Raw genomic sequence first — 16,683 nt, forward strand, 5'->3', positions numbered from 1 at the left:
GGCTGTTTCGCTTGATAAGTGGCGAGAAGTGGTTATGAAGGTGGAACATAATAAAAGTGGAAGGGATGAGCAGTAGATGCGGGTTTTATTGATAGAAGATGATACTAGCGTAGCTGAGTATATCGTGAAGGGCCTGCGCGAGAGCGGGTATCAGGTTGAGCATGCCGCCGATGGAAAAACCGGTTTGGTTAAAGCGACGACCGAGCAATATGACGCACTCATAGTGGATCGTATGTTGCCCCACGTAGATGGGCTAACCATTATTCAGACTCTTCGTGCGTCCAACGATACTACCCCAGCACTCATCTTGAGTGCACTTGGTGAAGTAGATGACCGAGTTAAGGGCTTGAAGGCCGGTGGCGACGATTATCTGGTGAAGCCCTTTGCCTTTGCTGAGTTATTAGCGCGAATAGAAGTTATTTTGCGTAGAAAGGAGGCGGGTTCTGCGGTCACTCGTTTAAAGGTCGCCGATTTAGAGATGGATTTACTCGCTCACAAAGTATCCCGCGCTGGGCAGCCCTTTAATTTGCAGCCTAGAGAGTACAAATTACTTGAATATTTGATGCGTCATGCCGGTCAGGTCGTTACCCGAACCATGCTGCTAGAAAATGTGTGGGATTATCATTTTGATCCTCAAACAAACGTCATCGATGTGCATATCAGTCGCTTGCGTCAAAAAATCGACAAAGGTTTTGATAAACCCCTGCTGAACACCGTTCGCGGCGCTGGATATATGTTGGATGATTCTCAGTAAAATCTTCACCAGCTTCACCTTTCGCTTTCTGGTTAGCTATGTCGCTTGGCTAAGTGTCGCTGTATTTATGGTGCTTGCGCTGATCTATGCGTTCATTGCCTATGACTTTTTCGCTGAGGTGCATCATTCCGTTACCGACGAGCTTGAATCCCTCAGTCAGGCTTATCAAAGCGGCGGTGAAGAGGCGGTCGACGAGTTTGTTAAACTCCATAGCGGCCCAGATAGGCTCATTCGTTTCTTCTATTTTGTGGGCGATGAAAATCTCAATAAAATCGCAGGCAACTTGGATCAGTGGCCAGATAGCAAAGAGTATCGTAATGGTTGGTTGGGCTTTAATTTTGAGTCTTTGACCAATTCGGCAGACTCTATCGGGACGGAGTTTGTAGCTCGATCTAAGCAGCTAGAAGGTGGCGAGCATGTGCTTGTTGCCCGTCATTATGCCGACGTTCTCAATAGTACGAAGTTGGTAGGCGGTGCATTGACCCGCAGTATGGTTGCGACCATTTTGTTGGGAACCATAGGCGGCGCCATTGTTGCAGCCCTCAGTCTACGAAGGGTTGAGCATATTAACGTGACGGTGCGCCGCATTATGGCGGGGGATTTGTCTGAGCGTATTGATACCCACAGCAGCAGTGGTGATTTTTTGCGCTTATCTGAGAGCGTGAACCAGATGTTGGATCGGATCGAGGTCTTGATGACCGGGGTTCGGCAGGTCTCAGACAATATTGCCCACGATTTGCGAACGCCACTTACCAGGCTTAGAAACAGGCTGAGTGACCTTCATGAAAACTGTGAAGATAGCGCTAATCGAGAGCAGCTAGAGTTACTGATTGAGGAGGCTGACGGTTTATTAGGAACCTTTAGCGCCTTGCTGCGAATCGCTCAGGTCGAAACCGGCCATCGCCGTTCTGGTTTTGCCGAGGTTGATTTATGTACGTTGGTGTCAGACGTTATAGAACTTTACGAACCTTTGGCAGCGGAAAAAGGGCAGACCTTTCACACCGGCTTGGCGAAGGTAGGGAGTTTTAACGGCGATCGAAATTTGCTGTTTCAAGCCGTCGCAAATTTGGTGGATAACGCGATTAAGTACACTCCCGAGGGTGGTCGTGTGCAGGTGAATCTCGCGGTCGAGGGTGGTGTAGTTAGAATTGAAGTGGCTGATAGTGGTATCGGTATTCCAGAAGAGGATCGCGAAAAAGTGTTTCAGCGCTTCTTCCGCGTTGAGCACAGCCGCAGTCGTCATCCAGGAAATGGTTTGGGGCTAAGTTTGGTGCAGGCGGTTGTGCGGCTGCACGACGGTTATATTGAATTAAAAGATAATAATCCTGGTTTGCGTATAGTATTGCGATTCCCACGAGTGACGTGAGGCATAAATTTAAGCAGAAAATGCGCTATAGCAAGTCGAGGTGTTCGGTATTGGGAATCCGGTATTCAACCTTGGGCCTAGGGTCCAATAGCGGGGTTCCCGTGCCGCAAAGACTGAGCTGGCTAGTCTGTATTACCGGTGGTGTGACCGCCGACCTTGTTTCAGGCAGCAATGCCGTGCCAGTGGCTGCAAGGCTTAGGTGCTCAGTATCGGGAGCCGGTAGTGGAGGCATTCCACCATTATCAGAGAGATTTTGGCCAAGTTCTACTACGCTAAGGTGAGCTGTTTCGGGGGCGGCGACGGGAGGGTGCTGACGCTCATCATCGCTCAGTACCGGTGTGCCATTGGGACAAAGCGATAAGTGGGGAGTTGACGATGGGATATTACTTGTTGACGTTTCCAGTTTGGGCGCAGCGGGTAGCACTTTAGTCACGACGCCGATGGCATTAAATGCCTGCTGGTAGCGCTGTAGCTCGGTTTCGTTCAGGTCTTTACGCACTCGGCTGGCTTTACCACTAAGTAACGGTTCTACTTGTTCAATAGAGCGTTTGAATAGTGCTGCGAGCTTACTGATGGCAGCGTCGCGCGACACGCCCGGGGCGAGATTGCCAGTGAGGATTAGATCAAAGCGTGATTCCGTCATGTCATTGATTATGGCTAGCTTGATGAATGTATTCAAGTTAGCAGACATTTTATTGCTATACCGAGTATCTATCGTGGTTTTTGACGTGGATGCTAAAATAAAAAACTTACATTTAGGCGCATTGGAGAAATCTGCTGAGTAATATGGATCTTGAAACGGTACCGACTAAATTTGCACGGTCGCTGTTAAGTCTTGCTGCCGAACGTGGCTACGACCACGGTGGTATTCTGACGGTGGCGGGGATTGGTTTTAATCCGCTAAATAGTCGTTCGGCTGGTTATCAGGCCAATATATCCGCGATGCAATACACAAAATTGTATCAGCAAGTAATGAACCTCCTTCAGGATGAAGCGTTTGGCTTAATGCTAGGTCAAAGTGTGACACCCGGTGCATTTCGAATGATGTGTTATTGCATTATCGGTTGCGAAAATTTAGGCAAGGCAATCAAACGTGCCTGTGAATTCTTCAGAACGTTCTACGATGCCGATGCACAGATATACTTAGATACTCGAAAAGACAGTGCGATTGTAGGTTACGGCAGCGTAAAAAAGGGCTTTGCCGGTGATAAGGTAGATGCCGCTGACTTGTACGGATTATCAATTTGGCATCGATTTTTCTGCTGGTTGGTCGGCAGCAATATCGAACTGAAAGAAGTGCGTTTTGCTGGGCAAGCACCGTCGGGAAAAGGGCGAGTCGAAAAATACCAGCAGTTATTCTCTTGCCCGGTGTATTACGGCCAACTTAGGGATGAGTTTGTTTTCGACACCCGCTATTTGGGCTATCCATTGGTCCACAATGAGCGAACCCTGAAAGACTTTTTACGTGCTGCCCCTTATCCCTTGATGGTAATGAGCGGTGGTCGTGATGATGGTAGTTTGGTTGCGCGGGTAAGGGCGATGATTGGGCACGACTTTTCCCAAGGCTTTCCAAGTTTTGAGCGTATCACCGACGCCTTAAATATGTCAGCGCCAACCTTGCGTCGTCGGCTCAAGAAGGAAGGTACGACCTTTCAGCAGCTTAAAGACGAATGTCGTCGCGATGCCGCAATGGCTTATTTGGGGAATTCGGAATTATCTATCAATGCCGTTGCGGCGCTGATGGGATTTACTGATCCATCTGCATTCCACCGATGCTTCAAAAAATGGACGGGTACTACGCCCGGCGAATATCGTCAGACCGAGCGCGAAAGTTTACGTTAAATAGAATGTGGACAGCGTGAATCGTCAGATGATGGTGTGGTCTTAAAGCGATTTTGTTGGCCACATCACCCCCCTTCCTGTTTTGTAACTCTCTGTTTTTTATTATTTTTATAAAATTCTGCCAGTGTGTTGACCCGAAATGCCATTGTCTTAAAAGGGCCTGACAGTCCATTGTGCCAGCCGTGGTTGCTCAAGCGACCCAATGACTTTCATCCCAAGTTTGGCAGGAAATACCATGGCAGAAGCTTTTATTTACGATGCGATTCGCACCCCGAGGGGCAAAGGTAAGCGCGGCGGTTCGCTTTATGAGGTTAAACCCATCGACTTGGTGACTAACCTGTTAGAGGCGCTCAAAGAGCGCCATGATTTAGATACCACAAAAGTGGAAGATTTAATTCTCGCCTGCGGTGAACCGGTCAAAGAGCAGGGGCAAAATATTGCTAAAGCAGCCCTTGTGTATTCCAGCTGGGATGATGTGACTACAGGTGCACAGCTTCACCGCTTTTGTGCTGGCGGTTTAGACGCCGTTAATATGGCCGCCGCAAAAATTGCTGCGGGCTATGAAGATCTAGTTGCCGCAGGCGGTGTCGAGTCCATGTCTCGTTTGGGTATTGGTGCCAGCGGTGGTGCGACCGGCGATCCTTGGGTGGCAATGAAAAGTTATTTCATTTCTCAGGGCTTGGGCGCCGACATGATCGCTACCATGGACGGATTTAGTCGTGAAGATGTTGACCGCTACGCGGTGATGTCTCAGCAACGCGCGGCGCAGGCGAGGGAATTGGGCTACTTTAAGTCAATTGTGCCAGTAAAGGATTTCAATGGCGTAACGATTTTGGACCACGACGAGTTTATTCGTGGCGATACCACGCTTGAAGGTCTAGCGAAGCTTAAACCCGCATTCCAAATGTTTAACGACTACGGTCACGGCGGTGTCGCAAAATTGAAATATCCTGAGCTAGAAAACATTCACTGTGTTCATACACCGGGAAATTCCTCGGGTATTGTCGACGGTGCAGGGCTCGTTCTAGTCGGCAGTGAACGGGCGGGTAAAGAACAGAACTTAAGCCCCAGAGCGCGCATTTTAAGTTGTGCTTTAGTCGGCACTGAACCCACCATCATGTTAACTGGACCTGCGCCCGCCACGGAAAAAGCGTTGAAAAAGGCTGGCTTAACGGTTGACGATATTGATTTATTCGAACTCAACGAAGCTTTCGCGTCTGTGGTTTTGCGCTACCAAAAAATATTGAATATTCCCGATGAGAAAATAAATGTAAACGGGGGTGCGATTGCAATGGGGCATCCCATCGGTGCAACTGGCGCGATGATTCTTGGCACCTTGCTCGACGAGCTCGAGCGCAGAAACCTAAAGCGAGGCGTCGTTACGTTGTGCGCCGGCGGCGGCATTGGTATCGCCACCGTTATCGAGCGGGTTTAAAGGCGTTTTGTCAAAATCAATGAACACGGTTGGGGCTGCGCGCACACACGTGATTTAGCAAAAGAATAGCGATTAGCAGCTTTATGTAAATGCTGTTATCAGAATATAGAGAGATAAAATATCATGACATATATTCGCTTAGAAAAAGACAGCGACGGTATTGTAGAGCTGATTTTTGATCAGCCGGGTAAAACTGTTAATACCATGGGCTATGAATATGACGAGGCAATGCGAAGCGCGGTTGCTGAGCTTGTACAGATGGTTGCCGATGGCGGTGTTACCGGAATTTACGTGCGCAGCGGTAAGCCGCAGCAGTTTTTTGCTGGTGGCGATATTAATGAAATGCTGAATATGGATTTAAACCCCAGCGAAGCGGAAAAAGCAAAAATGTACGCGGGTGTTATGGCGACCAAAGCGCCTTTGCGTCAGCTAGAGACTCTCGGCGTGCCCGTCGCGGTTGGGCTCAATGGCCCCGCACTTGGTGGTGGCTTTGAAATCGCCTTGGCATGTCACTATCGAGTTGCAATCAACGGTATTCAAGTCGGTTTGCCTGAGGCCATGATTGGGTTGATGCCGGGCGCCGGTGGTGTGGTTCGGATGACCTATTTACTTGGTATGCAAGAAGCTATTGGCTTAATCAGTCAAGGGCGTCGTCTTAAAGCAGCCCAAGCATTAGAGAAAGGTTTGTTGCACGAATTAGCTACTGATGAAGCCGATATGCACGTAAAAGCGAAATCGTGGATCAAAGCGAATGCTGAGGCTAAGCAGCCGTGGGATAAAGACGGCTATGCTATTCCCGGAGGTCGCCCAGATGAACCTGCTAATCAGGGACTGACGTTCTTTGGCCCAGCCAATGTCATGGTGCAAACAAAAAATTTAATGCCGGCACAAAATGCCATTTTTGCTTGCGTGGTTGATTGTGCACGAGTCGATTTTGATACCGCACAAAAGATAGAGGGGCGGTATTTCTTGAGATTGTTACTAGATCAAACCGCAAGAAATATGATGACCGCGTTTTTTGTACAAATGGAAGCTTTGAACAAAGGCGCGAGTCGCCCTAATGTGGCAGAGCGATATAAGTGTAAAAAACTCGGTATTCTAGGTGCGGGGCAGATGGGCGCTGGTATTGCGACGGTTGCTGCGCAAAAAGGTATTGACGTCGTTCTCAAAGATATTAGCCAAGAAAATGCCGATAGGGGGCGCGGCTACGCCGAAGCTTTTTATACCAAGGGTATTGCTAAGGGTAAGTTGACAGAAGAAGCGATGACTCAATGTATGGCGCGTATTCACGCCACCGCAGAATATGCCGATTTAGCAGGCTGCGATATGGTGATTGAAGCTGTTTTTGAAGACCGAGGCATTAAGGCTGCAGTAACAAAAGAGTGTGAAGCGGTCATGGCTGAAAATAGTGTTTTTGCGTCGAATACCTCAGCCTTGCCCATATCTGACTTAGCAAAAGCCAGTGTTCGGGCGCAAAACTTTATCGGTATGCATTTCTTTTCGCCAGCGGAAAAAATGCCTTTGGTGGAAATTATTCGCGGTGAGCAAACCTCTGATGAGACCTTAGCCAAGGCCTTCGATTTGGCCCAACAGCTTGGCAAAACGCCGATAGTGGTCAACGACGCACCGGGATTTTTCACCACACGGGTAATCAGTAAAACGGTTACTCAAGGCGCGATCATGTTGGAAGAAGGGGTGAATCCGGTATTGATTGAGTCTGCGGCTCGGGATAATGGCTCACCTGTTGGGCCTTTGGCGGCGATTGATGAGATTAGTCAAGAGACGGCTTATAAAAATGGCCAGCAAGCCAAGGCCGACACCATTGCCCAGGGGAAAGAATGGCAGGATAACGCGGCGTCTAGAATTCTCGACCGTATGGTGAATGAGTTTGGGCGTCGAGGAAAAGTGCACGGCGGTGGATATTATGAATACCCTGCTAGTGGTAAGAAGCAAATGTGGCCTGGGCTTAAGGACGCATTTGCGCCAACGGGTTATACCGATATTCCCTACCAAGACATAAAAGATCGTCTGACGTTTAGTCAGTGTTTGGAAGCGGTGCGAGCGATGGAAGAAGGCGTTATAGACATTGTAGGCGATGGCAATATTGGTTCGATCATGGGTATTGGCTTTCCCGCGCAAACTGGTGGCGTTTTTCAAGCGATCAATGCTTATGGTTTGAAGGCATTCGTTACTCGCGCTCGCGAACTTGAAGCCCGCTATGGAGCCGACTTTAGCGTGCCCTCACTGCTGCTTAGTCGAGCTGAGAGCGGCGAGTTATTTATTTAAAGTAAATGATAATTTTGCGGCCAGTGCAACGCTGGCCAATTTTCTTGGCAAGGTCGTCTAAGTCATTGCTGATATTCTAATTTTTTCCGAAGATACACTTGTAAAACGTCTGTCTCTTGGTTACTTTGATAGCTCTTTCAATTCTTTGGGTGCGGAGAGCAGGTGCAGTATTTTCCGTTTTTTCAGCCCATTATAGACATTACAAGAATGTCGATAGTGGGCTATGAAGCACTTGCCAGGACTCGGTCTAAGGACGGTGAAGTTGTGTCTATCGGAGCGCTATTCAGCGATCCGAATTTCAATCGCCGAGATTTATTAACCATAGATCGCTCTGTGCGTGAGCAGGCTTTAGCGTATTTTGCAGACAGCAAGCAGGATGTTTTTCTGTCGTTGAATCTGTCTCCTGAATGGATGGATCATGTCGCCGACAATGCTCCAGTGCCAACCATTGAAATGGCTAAAAAGCTAAATGTTGATACCAGCCGGATATTAATCGAGTTTATTGAAGGTGCTGGCGACAACGGAAATATGCAAAAGCTGCTGTCTCGATATCGAGCTGCTGGAATGCGAATTGCTATTGATGATTTTGGCGCTGGCTCGTCACACTTAGACCGTATTATCGCCTTAGAACCCGACATTATTAAACTGGATATGAATTTGTTTAAACGCGCTATGTCAGGCGGTATATCCCAGGAGGTAGTGCAAAGTATTGCCTATTTGGCGAGACGCACAGGAAGTTCTTTGTTGTGCGAGGGTGTTGAGACAGAACAGGAGTTCTATTTTGCGCTGGAGTGTGGTGCGCGATTAGTCCAGGGCTATTTCTTCTGGCCAGCACTGCCGGAGTTTATCGATTCAGATGCACCGAAAGACATCATTCGGAACTTGCTCGACGGCTATGTCGAGCGCAATTTAGACCGAGAAAAACAATTAATGTTGTACATGCAGAAGATGGAGTTATATTTTCTGACTGTGCAATCGGCAGTTTCCGGAGCCTGTTTACATCATGAGTCTTTGCCGGAAGCCCCCGACGGACTTCTGAGAGTTTTCTTGTGTCATGCCAACGGCGAGCAGATATCGCCTAACTACGAACTTCTCGATGAAGCCTCCAATGATTCAACGTCGCGAGTTTGGTTTGTCGATGACCGAAATTTGGGGTCAAATTGGTCGATGCGACCGTATTTTTATCAAGCACTCGCGGCGAAGCAGTTACGCCACAAAAATCAAGTTGCGTCCCAACCCTACCGTGATGTCCGTAGCGGTCGAATGTGCCAGACCATAGGAAAGGTGCTGTCGGGCGATAGAATTTTGTTTGCCGATGTTCTCTGCTTTGGTGAGGAAGATAAGGACATTTATGGCAACAGTTTTTACCTACGGTAGTTTAATGTGTGAAGACATTATGGCTGCTGTGTCAGGGTTTAATAACTTGCATAGCGAGGCCGCAGTCTTAAAAGGGTTTGCGCGTTACGCGGTAATTGGTGAGGCGTATCCTGCGATTGTTCAGGATGCGTCAACAGCGGTGGAAGGTCGTATATACTTTGGTGTAGATCAACATGGCCTCGCCCGCTTAGACGTGTTTGAAGGCGATTGGTATACCCGTGAGACGCTTGCGGTTGAAACCCATGAAGGTGTTTTTGTTAGCGCGGAGACCTATGTTTTTCGTGATGAATGTGAACATCTAGTTGCCGATTGGCACTGGAACTTTGAGCATTTTTTAAAGACTGGGAAGCAGACGTTTATCGATCAATATTTAGGCTATAAGCGCCTTCTGAGTTGAGTGTCTCTTCGGTATTTTTTTACCTTGAGTCACCTGTCGGACAACCAACAGTATACTAACAGTTGGTCATGCGAAATTAATAAATTCCTCAGTAATGATATCCCTTGGTGATGCACCCAGCATAAAACATGTTTTTTTACACCGCCTTACAAAATCCTCTCCGCCGCAAATATAAATGCGCTGACCACGTAAACTTGGATAATGGCTGTTGAGCACTGTTTCAATGTTATCTGTTCTTTCGGTGTGATATGAAAATTGCGATGCGCTATTTTGAATGCGTTGAAGGTGCTTTTCCTCGTAGCACTCATTGTTCTCGCTGCCTGCTAATAAACGTATTGTTGCTGCATGGCCGTGTTCAATGGCATCTCTAGCGATGCCTATGAGCGGCGCAATACCGGTGCCTGCACCGATGAGCAATAATTTCTGATCAGGTTTGTCGTGGTGGTATACAAAGCTGCCAAGTGGCCCTTGAAGTTGAAGTGTATCGCCGGGGTGTGTTTGATTGTAGAGCAAACTGCTCATGGCGCCGTGTGGGTATACACGAATATGAAACTCAATGAATGGATCGAGTCTAGCGACGCTGGCGATGGAATAGCATCGCGCGATATCACCTATCCAAACCGTTACATATTGGCCCGCTACCCATCGTATTCTGCAGTTTAAGCGTAAGCGCAGGGTATGGTTGTCGAGTAAAAATTTTTCGCTGACGGTTGCTGGAATTTTTTGACTAGTAATATCAACTTCATGCAACTGCATGTCTTGGTCAGGAACGCAGCGGCATGCTAAAAAATATCCCTGACGAATTTGTTGTGGATTTAAGCCCGGTTGGCAGTCGTCCGGGATTTGACTAGCATCGCTTTGCAATATGCACGCTTGGCAAGCGCCCGCGCGACAGCCGTAGGGGATGGCAACCTTGTGTCGTAGTAGGGTGTCTAAAACTGTTTCTTCGCCTGCGATAGTATAGCGAGTATTTTTAAACTCAATGTCGGTCATAGAGGTGGCGCCTGCTCTCCCTCGGTGTAATAACTGTCCGTCGAAAGCACTTGAAGTCCCTGTGTAAGCTAGGGGGCGTTGTTCGAGTTAACTAGCAAAACGAGAACTTCATAGTGGGCGGTATTTGGAAACATATCAAATATTTGCACCTGATGAATGCGATATTGCTCCAACTCCGCTAAATCTTTTGCCAAGGATTGGGGGTTGCAGCTTGAGTATAAAATATAAGGGGCATTAATGTTGGCGAGGTCTTGGCATAGTGCTTGGCCGAGGCCGCGTCTTGGTGGATTAACAATTACGACATCGGGGCTTGCGGTTAAATTCACTGTGCTCGCGCTGTCGCCGCGATGTTCTGTGAAGTTGGCAGAGTCCAACGCTCTAAAACTTACCCGCGATGCTATGCCTAGTTCCTGTGCACTGCGGGACGCGCAGGCAATAGCTTCGGGCTCAATTTCAATGCCGATGAGTGATCGTTCCGCAGTGATGCAGTGCAGTCCGAAGCCACCAGATCCGCAGAAAAGATCCCAAATAACATTAATCTTCAGGTCTGCTAACCAGCTAGCAGCTGCGGCATATAACTGCGCTGCAATTAAAGGGTTCGTTTGAAAGAAACCCTTAGGCCGTTGATATAGCGGAATACCATTGAGGGTTTGGCATAGGAAATGCTCGCCATGCAATATATGCTCTTCGGGGCCTTCTAAAATGGCGGCATGAAGGGCTTGGATGTTGACGGATACCGTCTGTATCAGGGGCTGATTGGCGAGGAGTATGGGCAGTGCATTTTTGATCGTCGGTATGGCGTCAGTGCTTCGCACTACTAAACGGAGCATATACACGCCCTGTTCATTTCGGTTCAGTAGTAGGTATTTGAGCTCGCCACTGCGGCGTTTAACATCATAGGGTGCAATGTGGAGTGTGCTCAGCCATGCCTCTAATTTATGCAATAACAACTGCATATCTTCTGGGTAGAGTGGGCAATCACAGAGGCTTATTGGCTTTCCCTTGGGGGTAAGAATACCGAGAAGGGGACGGTCGGTGTTGCCGAGTACCACCATTTTTGCTTTATTTCGAAAACTGGATTGCGGTGACGACACACTGGGCAGAAATAGCGGTGGTGAATAGGAGCTGAGTAGCTGGGCAAGACTGGTTTCTTTTTTTGCTAACTGCTGTTCATAGGGAGAGTCTAGCCATTGGCATGAGCGGCATTGTTGCGATTCAAAGTAATGACAGTGCACAGCAGATTCACAGTTAAATTAAACCGACTTTATAAGCTGCTAATCTAAGCTCTGCAAGTAAATTTAATGACGAATGATCATTGAGCCGCGAGTTGAATGCTGAGTGAGCATAGAGGGTATCTTGTATGGACGACAGTAATTTTGAAGATGCGATCGTTAGCTCATGGCATAAAAATGTCGATGCATGGACATCCGCAGTGCGCGGGGCTGAAATTGCGAGTCGGGTTACTGTGACAGATGCGGCTATTGTTAATGCTGTTGTCGCGCAGGCGCCTAAGTCGGTTTTAGACTTGGGTTGCGGTGAGGGCTGGTTGGTACGTGCATTGGCTGATCTTGGTATCTCTGCACGGGGTGTTGATGTTGTTCCTGAGTTAGTCAACAAAGCGAGTGCACGCGGTGGTGAATTTAGTGTGATGTCCTATCAAGGTTTCGCTGACGGCCAATGGCTAACTAAAGTAGATTGTGTAGTGTGCAATTTCTCATTACTTGGTAAGGGTATCGTACGTGCTGTGTTGCTTGAAATTTCCAAAGCGCTCACTGCTAATGGTCACTGCATCATACAAACTTTACATCCTTGTTATACCGGTGAACCCTATTGTGATGGCTGGCGCGAGGGAAGTTGGCAAGGTTTTAGCTTTGATTTCACTGAACCGGCGCCGTGGTACTTTAGGACGCTGTCGTCTTGGGTGACGTTATTTTCCGACAGCGGTTTAACGCTTAAAGAAATGCGTGAACCACTGAATGTTGAAACTGGGAAGCCCGTGTCGGTGATTTTTATCTTGTCCGTGGCGACTAGGTAGTAAGAATTTATAGTTATTCGAGCCGCTTTTAGTATAAATAGCTCGTTGTAATATCACTTTCGGGCTTTAGCTCCCGATCATAATCCCCTACACTTTTGGGCCTTACAGCGCTTAATTTATGGCGTTTTGCTTGCAGGAGCCAAAAAAAGTAATGAACAATACCCATAGTAAAGTGGTCGGTTACATTTTGTGGATTTTTGGTTTTATGGGCGCGCATCGCTTCTATTTTGGCCGGCCCATTAGTGGAACGATTTATTTTTTTACTCTTGGATTATTTTTTATTGGTTGGATAGTTGATCTATTTTTAATTCCAGGTATGGATCGTGATGCGGATTCAACATTTTCGACAGGAACAGTGAGTTACACATTTGCGTGGGTTTTACTGACATTTTTAGGGGTGTTTGGACTACACCGTTTTTATTTGGGGAAATGGGTGACAGGAGTTTTATACCTGCTGACCGGTGGTCTATTTTTGTTTGGTGTCATTTATGACTATTGGACGTTAAACCAACAGGTTAGTGAGAAGAACGCGTCTTTGTTTAGTTAAGCCCAGCCAACGTCCAGGGGCTACTGTGTGGGGTAAGGGCTCCAGTTTTTCTGGTCTAAGGTAATAAAGAAATCCTCTTCAATTTTTATCACGGTACTTCCCTCGTTTTGCGAAACAAGCGCGGTTTGGGGGAGATTGGAAGAAAGCTGGGCCGCGCTGTAGCTCTTAGTGTCAAACACCTTCTGCTCGAAAATGTTAGCGAGTAATTGCGAGATAGCTTCATGGCTACTTGCTTCACTGATATGTGAAACGCCATCGCTGCGCTGCATTTCCGGCCCGATAAGCTTGACGGCCACTGGAATGTGGGTAATAGACGGCGAAGGGAGCTCGCGCATACCCGAAATTTGCATTTTGTCACCGCGCAGGCCAGCGCCATGCTCGGGTATTAGCACCACGACAACATTGCGGCCTGACTTTTCTAGTTGGTCGATGAAGGTTGCTAGCTCGTCAAAAAGAAGTTTCGCCCGTTGCTGATAACTAGCAACCCCAAATACCGCCGGTTTATTAAGAATACGGTTACCGTCGTGCAGACTGGTAGTGTTATACAGCATGGCCACCTTGTCGCTCGATGAGTTGGTTCTCGCTTTCCACCACGCGTTTAACATTCCCGCATCGCTATAGATCAGGGCGCCCGTGAAATCTTTCTGAGTGGCTTCTATCCCGGTGTGTGGAAACGGTGCTGAACTAATTCCACTATAGCGTTGGGTCTTCTCTAGGAATGAATCAAATACGCCGTCATGGTTTAACATCAATTCTTTGTCGTAACCTAATTGCTCTAGTTGATGAAAGAGCTGGCATTCGGGTTGAACTGGGCCATATAGCGTGCTGTGTTCTGCTTGCCCGCAGGTCGCGCGGCTCAAACGAATAACCGCGGGTCCACTATAGCTTGTCGCTGAATTAAATTGGTCGAATACAATATCGAATTTTTGAAATAGTGGATGATTGTCTAGCTTCGCTAGATTGATGTCGTCGACACCCAGGGAGCAAATACTCAGTAATAAAACATCGAAAGGGGCAGTTTGCGTATCGGTGCTTGGGAATTGGGTAACGCGGGATTTCTCGCTTTGGAAGAAGTTATCTAAATAGTTGCTTAATGCCGCATTGCTGGTGTCGTTTGGTGCGCTTGCTGCGCCATTTTTTGTTGAGCTCGCTACAGGTGTGGCAATGTTTATGGTCGTTGGCCCCGAGCTTAATGAGCTGATGCCACAAACGATGATGGCCAGAAGCACCACCGAGGTTACCCGAAATACCTTTGCGGCGAAGTGGTATGTGATTGCTGCTGCGACAGCAGCCATAAGCATATTTAAAGAGATAAAACGACTGAGTAGCTCGATGATATAACTGAACTCGAAGGTCAGAACTTGATCCATTTGCGCGACTAGACGAGACAGCGGAGGCATGTAAGAGTCGTAATGGAGTAGCAGTAGACCGACTGGTATAGCCGCTATATGGCGCGCGAGATTGCCATAGTAGTTGCGGATGGGTAGTAATAAGCATGCTGCGAAGGTGAAGTTTTCAAGGCCGTGAAAATCTAATAGTCCCTGAAAGTACAAGCCAATTTTGCAAATAAAATACAGATTCCACCAGCCAAGACCAGAGGGAAGAACAAGGTCTTCAATAGGTGTATTCGTCTTGGCTTTCATGATTCCGCCTTGGTTTCTTCGTTCAAGGATTCGGTGTTTTTGTTGGTCTGATAAGGCTTGAGGAATCTCGGCTTGATAAGGTACTTACGGATAAACTCTATTACAAATTGGCTAAAATCACGGAGTGTAAAACCAATAAACATACCGACGCTAAGTGACACGATCAGCGTAATTAAAAAGCTTCTGATATCCATGGATTTATTGTTTTTTCATCCCTGATTGATTACATATGGATTGGCAAGTGTCACCGAAATACGTTTATTGCCGCCGTTTTTCTGATTCTTTTCTGGGTTACTGGCTAGTAACTTTTGGCCAATATCGGCTGGAATACCGTCGGTAGACAGGTCAATAAGTTCTAGCTCGGCGATGATGTCGTCTGCATCGTGAATGATAGATTGCGAGCCGAAGGAGTCCTGCACGGGTAATAGTAGTGAGTTCTTCAAGGCAATAGCAACATTGTTAAGACGACAAGCGTGCAAAAATATGTAGATGAATCCTCGACAAACAGTGATTAGATCGCCGTCACGTTTGATATGGCAGAGATTGAGCGATTGCTCCATTGTTATGCCGCGTAGAGGTTCAAACCGCACTAAAATATGTTCGATGCCGGAGTATCGCTGTGCATCCATTGTCTTGCCAACAGTTGCGGCGAAGGTGTGGGGTTCTGCATAGCCCCGGTAATCAGACGTTTGTCTGCTCTCTAGAAGCCCGTACAATGTTGGCGGCAGTTTGCGCCGGAGTTGGTCGCCTCGTATGGCTTCGATTTGGCTGATTAATCGCGTAGTGGTGATAATGTAAGGGATAATTTGGCTTGCCCCTGCCTTCAGTAAGAACTCTTCATCTGCGTAACGAAGGCACTGTACATTTTCCCGTATCAGTATTTTAATTTTGTGCTTGTAACGAGATCGCAGTTGATAGGTCATTGTGGCGAGTTCTACCACTTCGCTCGGCGAGGCACAGGCAAAGATCACCGTTGCGTTGCCAAGCTCCTCGATCGAATTCATAATCAGATTGTTACTGGCAACGCTTACGCTAACTTGTAGTTCCGATGATATTTCATTGGCGATACTAGTAGTGGTATATATCCCGCCATTCGATACGTTGCTATCTGGTGAGAAATCACTATGCGCTGTGTGCTCTGCAGGAATGTCCATAGCTTCTAGGGAGCCTACTGTGTTTGTAACGAGCAGGTATTCCTGGTCTGCAACAACACTGTTTGAAGAGCCCCAAAAGTGAATAAAGTAGCGGTAGTGGCTGGCATCAAGGGCGTAGAAACTAGTGAGACCAGACAAATAACTATTAGAGTGCAGTGCAGCGGACTCTAAGGTTTTAATTTCACCGTGACAAAGAAACAATACGCTGTGATTGTATTTCCTAGCCCATTTCTGCCAAGCAGCTAGTACGTTGTTTAGCTTGGGATGCTGGTCACTAGGAAAGGCGGACGCTTTGATGAATATAATGTAAAGTGCAGGCTTAGCAGGCGACATCTTTTTTAAATCGCGTAACAAGGCGCTAGCTGTTGCGGGAATTTTTTGCTCTGGGTCATGCCAAAAATGTACGCGTTTACATTTTTCACTAAGGCATTTTTCAAGTAATTGTTCGGCGTCATCATCATACCCGCGAAAGAGGTCCTCCGGTGAGCAAAGGCCGATGAGGTGAGGCGCGTCATTGCGATTGCAGATACTGTCGATCAACGCGGGGGCATGTTTTTTCCCTGCGCTTAGGCAGAAATACACACTACCGGGTGTCATTTCAGTGCCACTTACCGGGATATTTGCCAGCCCCAGCCAGTGGGGCTTGATGTCAACGTTAGTATCTAGAATGTCTAATGTCCTTTACTACCCGCCTGCTATTAGCGACGCGCTAGGTAGCAATGTGAATTGCAAGCCGTTGTTTGCGGAAATAGTAAACTATTTCAATGAAATGGTGTAGCGATGAGGCTTTGAATATGGAACCTTAGGCCGAATATCGGTAATCTGTCTTTTAGCAGTTAACACGCTGCATGTGA

General features: G+C 47.5%; 14 protein-coding genes. 9 read left to right on the plus strand and 5 right to left on the minus strand.

What is annotated here, in order from left to right; translation table 11 throughout:
* Positions 1-76: 76 nt before the first annotated feature.
* Entirely contained in the window at positions 77-754 is a 678-nt protein-coding gene (locus O9X78_RS12730; protein WP_269620078.1) for a response regulator transcription factor, read from the plus strand.
* Positions 741-2,120: a sensor histidine kinase gene (locus O9X78_RS12735; protein WP_269620079.1), complete on the plus strand. Its 1,380-nt coding sequence runs from the start codon at positions 741-743 to the stop codon at positions 2,118-2,120. Before O9X78_RS12730 ends, O9X78_RS12735 begins: the two co-directional genes overlap by 14 nt.
* Positions 2,121-2,145: 25 nt before the next feature.
* Here O9X78_RS12735 and O9X78_RS12740 read toward each other — a convergent pair whose 3' ends face one another.
* Positions 2,146-2,811: a hypothetical protein gene (locus O9X78_RS12740; protein ID WP_269620080.1), complete on the minus strand. Its 666-nt coding sequence runs from the start codon at positions 2,809-2,811 to the stop codon at positions 2,146-2,148.
* A gap of 95 nt (positions 2,812-2,906) precedes the next feature.
* On the opposite strand from O9X78_RS12740, the gene O9X78_RS12745 reads away from it, so the two are divergent.
* The 5 genes from O9X78_RS12745 to O9X78_RS12765 all read left to right on the plus strand — a co-directional run bounded on the left by O9X78_RS12745 (position 2,907) and on the right by O9X78_RS12765 (position 9,457).
* The gene (locus O9X78_RS12745; RefSeq protein WP_269620081.1) at positions 2,907-3,962 is read left to right on the plus strand and encodes an AraC family transcriptional regulator; all 1,056 of its coding nucleotides are present in this window, start codon (positions 2,907-2,909) and stop codon (positions 3,960-3,962) included.
* Positions 3,963-4,197: 235 nt separating this feature from the next.
* Positions 4,198-5,397, plus strand: coding sequence for an acetyl-CoA C-acetyltransferase (locus tag O9X78_RS12750; protein ID WP_269620082.1), 1,200 nt, complete (start codon positions 4,198-4,200; stop codon positions 5,395-5,397).
* Positions 5,398-5,520: 123 nt separating this feature from the next.
* Entirely contained in the window at positions 5,521-7,683 is a 2,163-nt protein-coding gene (locus O9X78_RS12755; protein ID WP_269620083.1) for a 3-hydroxyacyl-CoA dehydrogenase NAD-binding domain-containing protein, read from the plus strand.
* Between the two features lie 162 nt (positions 7,684-7,845).
* Positions 7,846-9,060 carry an EAL domain-containing protein gene (locus O9X78_RS12760; protein ID WP_269620084.1) on the plus strand — a complete coding sequence of 405 codons (1,215 nt, stop codon included), beginning with the start codon at positions 7,846-7,848 and terminating at the stop codon, positions 9,058-9,060.
* A complete protein-coding gene (locus tag O9X78_RS12765) occupies positions 9,035-9,457 on the plus strand; it encodes a gamma-glutamylcyclotransferase family protein (RefSeq protein ID WP_269620085.1) in 423 nt (140 codons plus the stop codon). The genes O9X78_RS12760 and O9X78_RS12765 overlap by 26 nt, the downstream gene beginning before the upstream one ends.
* A 66-nt stretch (positions 9,458-9,523) precedes the next feature.
* On the opposite strand, the gene O9X78_RS12770 is transcribed toward O9X78_RS12765, so the two are convergent.
* Both O9X78_RS12770 and rlmC read right to left on the minus strand, forming a co-directional pair.
* On the minus strand, positions 9,524-10,450 hold the full coding sequence (locus tag O9X78_RS12770; RefSeq protein ID WP_269620086.1) for an FAD-binding oxidoreductase: 927 nt from the start codon (positions 10,448-10,450) through the stop codon (positions 9,524-9,526).
* 68 nt (positions 10,451-10,518) lie between these two features.
* Positions 10,519-11,685, minus strand: coding sequence for a 23S rRNA (uracil(747)-C(5))-methyltransferase RlmC (gene rlmC / locus O9X78_RS12775; protein ID WP_269620087.1), 1,167 nt, complete (start codon positions 11,683-11,685; stop codon positions 10,519-10,521).
* A 125-nt stretch (positions 11,686-11,810) separates the two neighbouring features.
* Here rlmC and O9X78_RS12780 point away from each other — a divergent pair, with 125 nt between their 5' ends.
* Together O9X78_RS12780 and O9X78_RS12785 are read left to right on the plus strand one after the other, a co-directional pair.
* Positions 11,811-12,485, plus strand: a complete 675-nt coding sequence (locus O9X78_RS12780; RefSeq protein ID WP_269620088.1) for a class I SAM-dependent methyltransferase — start codon at positions 11,811-11,813, stop codon at positions 12,483-12,485.
* A gap of 151 nt (positions 12,486-12,636) precedes the next feature.
* On the plus strand, positions 12,637-13,032 hold the full coding sequence (locus tag O9X78_RS12785) for a TM2 domain-containing protein (protein ID WP_269620089.1): 396 nt from the start codon (positions 12,637-12,639) through the stop codon (positions 13,030-13,032).
* A 20-nt stretch (positions 13,033-13,052) separates the two neighbouring features.
* Here the strand turns inward: O9X78_RS12785 and bcsG are convergent, their stop codons facing one another.
* Both bcsG and O9X78_RS12795 read right to left on the minus strand, forming a co-directional pair.
* Entirely contained in the window at positions 13,053-14,675 is a 1,623-nt protein-coding gene (gene bcsG, locus O9X78_RS12790; protein WP_269620090.1) for a cellulose biosynthesis protein BcsG, read from the minus strand.
* A 209-nt stretch (positions 14,676-14,884) separates the two neighbouring features.
* Positions 14,885-16,498: a BcsE family c-di-GMP-binding protein gene (locus O9X78_RS12795; protein ID WP_332108531.1), complete on the minus strand. Its 1,614-nt coding sequence runs from the start codon at positions 16,496-16,498 to the stop codon at positions 14,885-14,887.
* Positions 16,499-16,683 lie beyond the last annotated feature (185 nt).

This window comes from Zhongshania aquatica, from assembly GCF_027257955.1.
In the GTDB taxonomy this organism is placed as follows: Bacteria; Pseudomonadota; Gammaproteobacteria; order Pseudomonadales; family Spongiibacteraceae; genus Spongiibacter; species Spongiibacter aquatica.

Excerpts from the sequence above, each read along its gene's own strand:
- O9X78_RS12740 (WP_269620080.1), bottom strand. The coding sequence starts at position 2,811 with ATGTCTGCTAACTTGAATACATTCATCAAGCTAGCCATAATCAATGAC.
- O9X78_RS12730 (WP_269620078.1), top strand. The coding sequence starts at position 77 with ATGCGGGTTTTATTGATAGAAGATGATACTAGCGTAGCTGAGTATATC.
- O9X78_RS12755 (WP_269620083.1), top strand. The coding sequence starts at position 5,521 with ATGACATATATTCGCTTAGAAAAAGACAGCGACGGTATTGTAGAGCTG.
- O9X78_RS12785 (WP_269620089.1), top strand. The coding sequence starts at position 12,637 with ATGAACAATACCCATAGTAAAGTGGTCGGTTACATTTTGTGGATTTTT.
- O9X78_RS12750 (WP_269620082.1), top strand. The coding sequence starts at position 4,198 with ATGGCAGAAGCTTTTATTTACGATGCGATTCGCACCCCGAGGGGCAAA.
- O9X78_RS12735 (WP_269620079.1), top strand. The coding sequence starts at position 741 with ATGATTCTCAGTAAAATCTTCACCAGCTTCACCTTTCGCTTTCTGGTT.
- O9X78_RS12765 (WP_269620085.1), top strand. The coding sequence starts at position 9,035 with ATGGCAACAGTTTTTACCTACGGTAGTTTAATGTGTGAAGACATTATG.
- O9X78_RS12745 (WP_269620081.1), top strand. The coding sequence starts at position 2,907 with ATGGATCTTGAAACGGTACCGACTAAATTTGCACGGTCGCTGTTAAGT.
- O9X78_RS12770 (WP_269620086.1), bottom strand. The coding sequence starts at position 10,450 with ATGACCGACATTGAGTTTAAAAATACTCGCTATACTATCGCAGGCGAA.
- bcsG (WP_269620090.1), bottom strand. The coding sequence starts at position 14,675 with ATGAAAGCCAAGACGAATACACCTATTGAAGACCTTGTTCTTCCCTCT.
- O9X78_RS12780 (WP_269620088.1), top strand. The coding sequence starts at position 11,811 with ATGGACGACAGTAATTTTGAAGATGCGATCGTTAGCTCATGGCATAAA.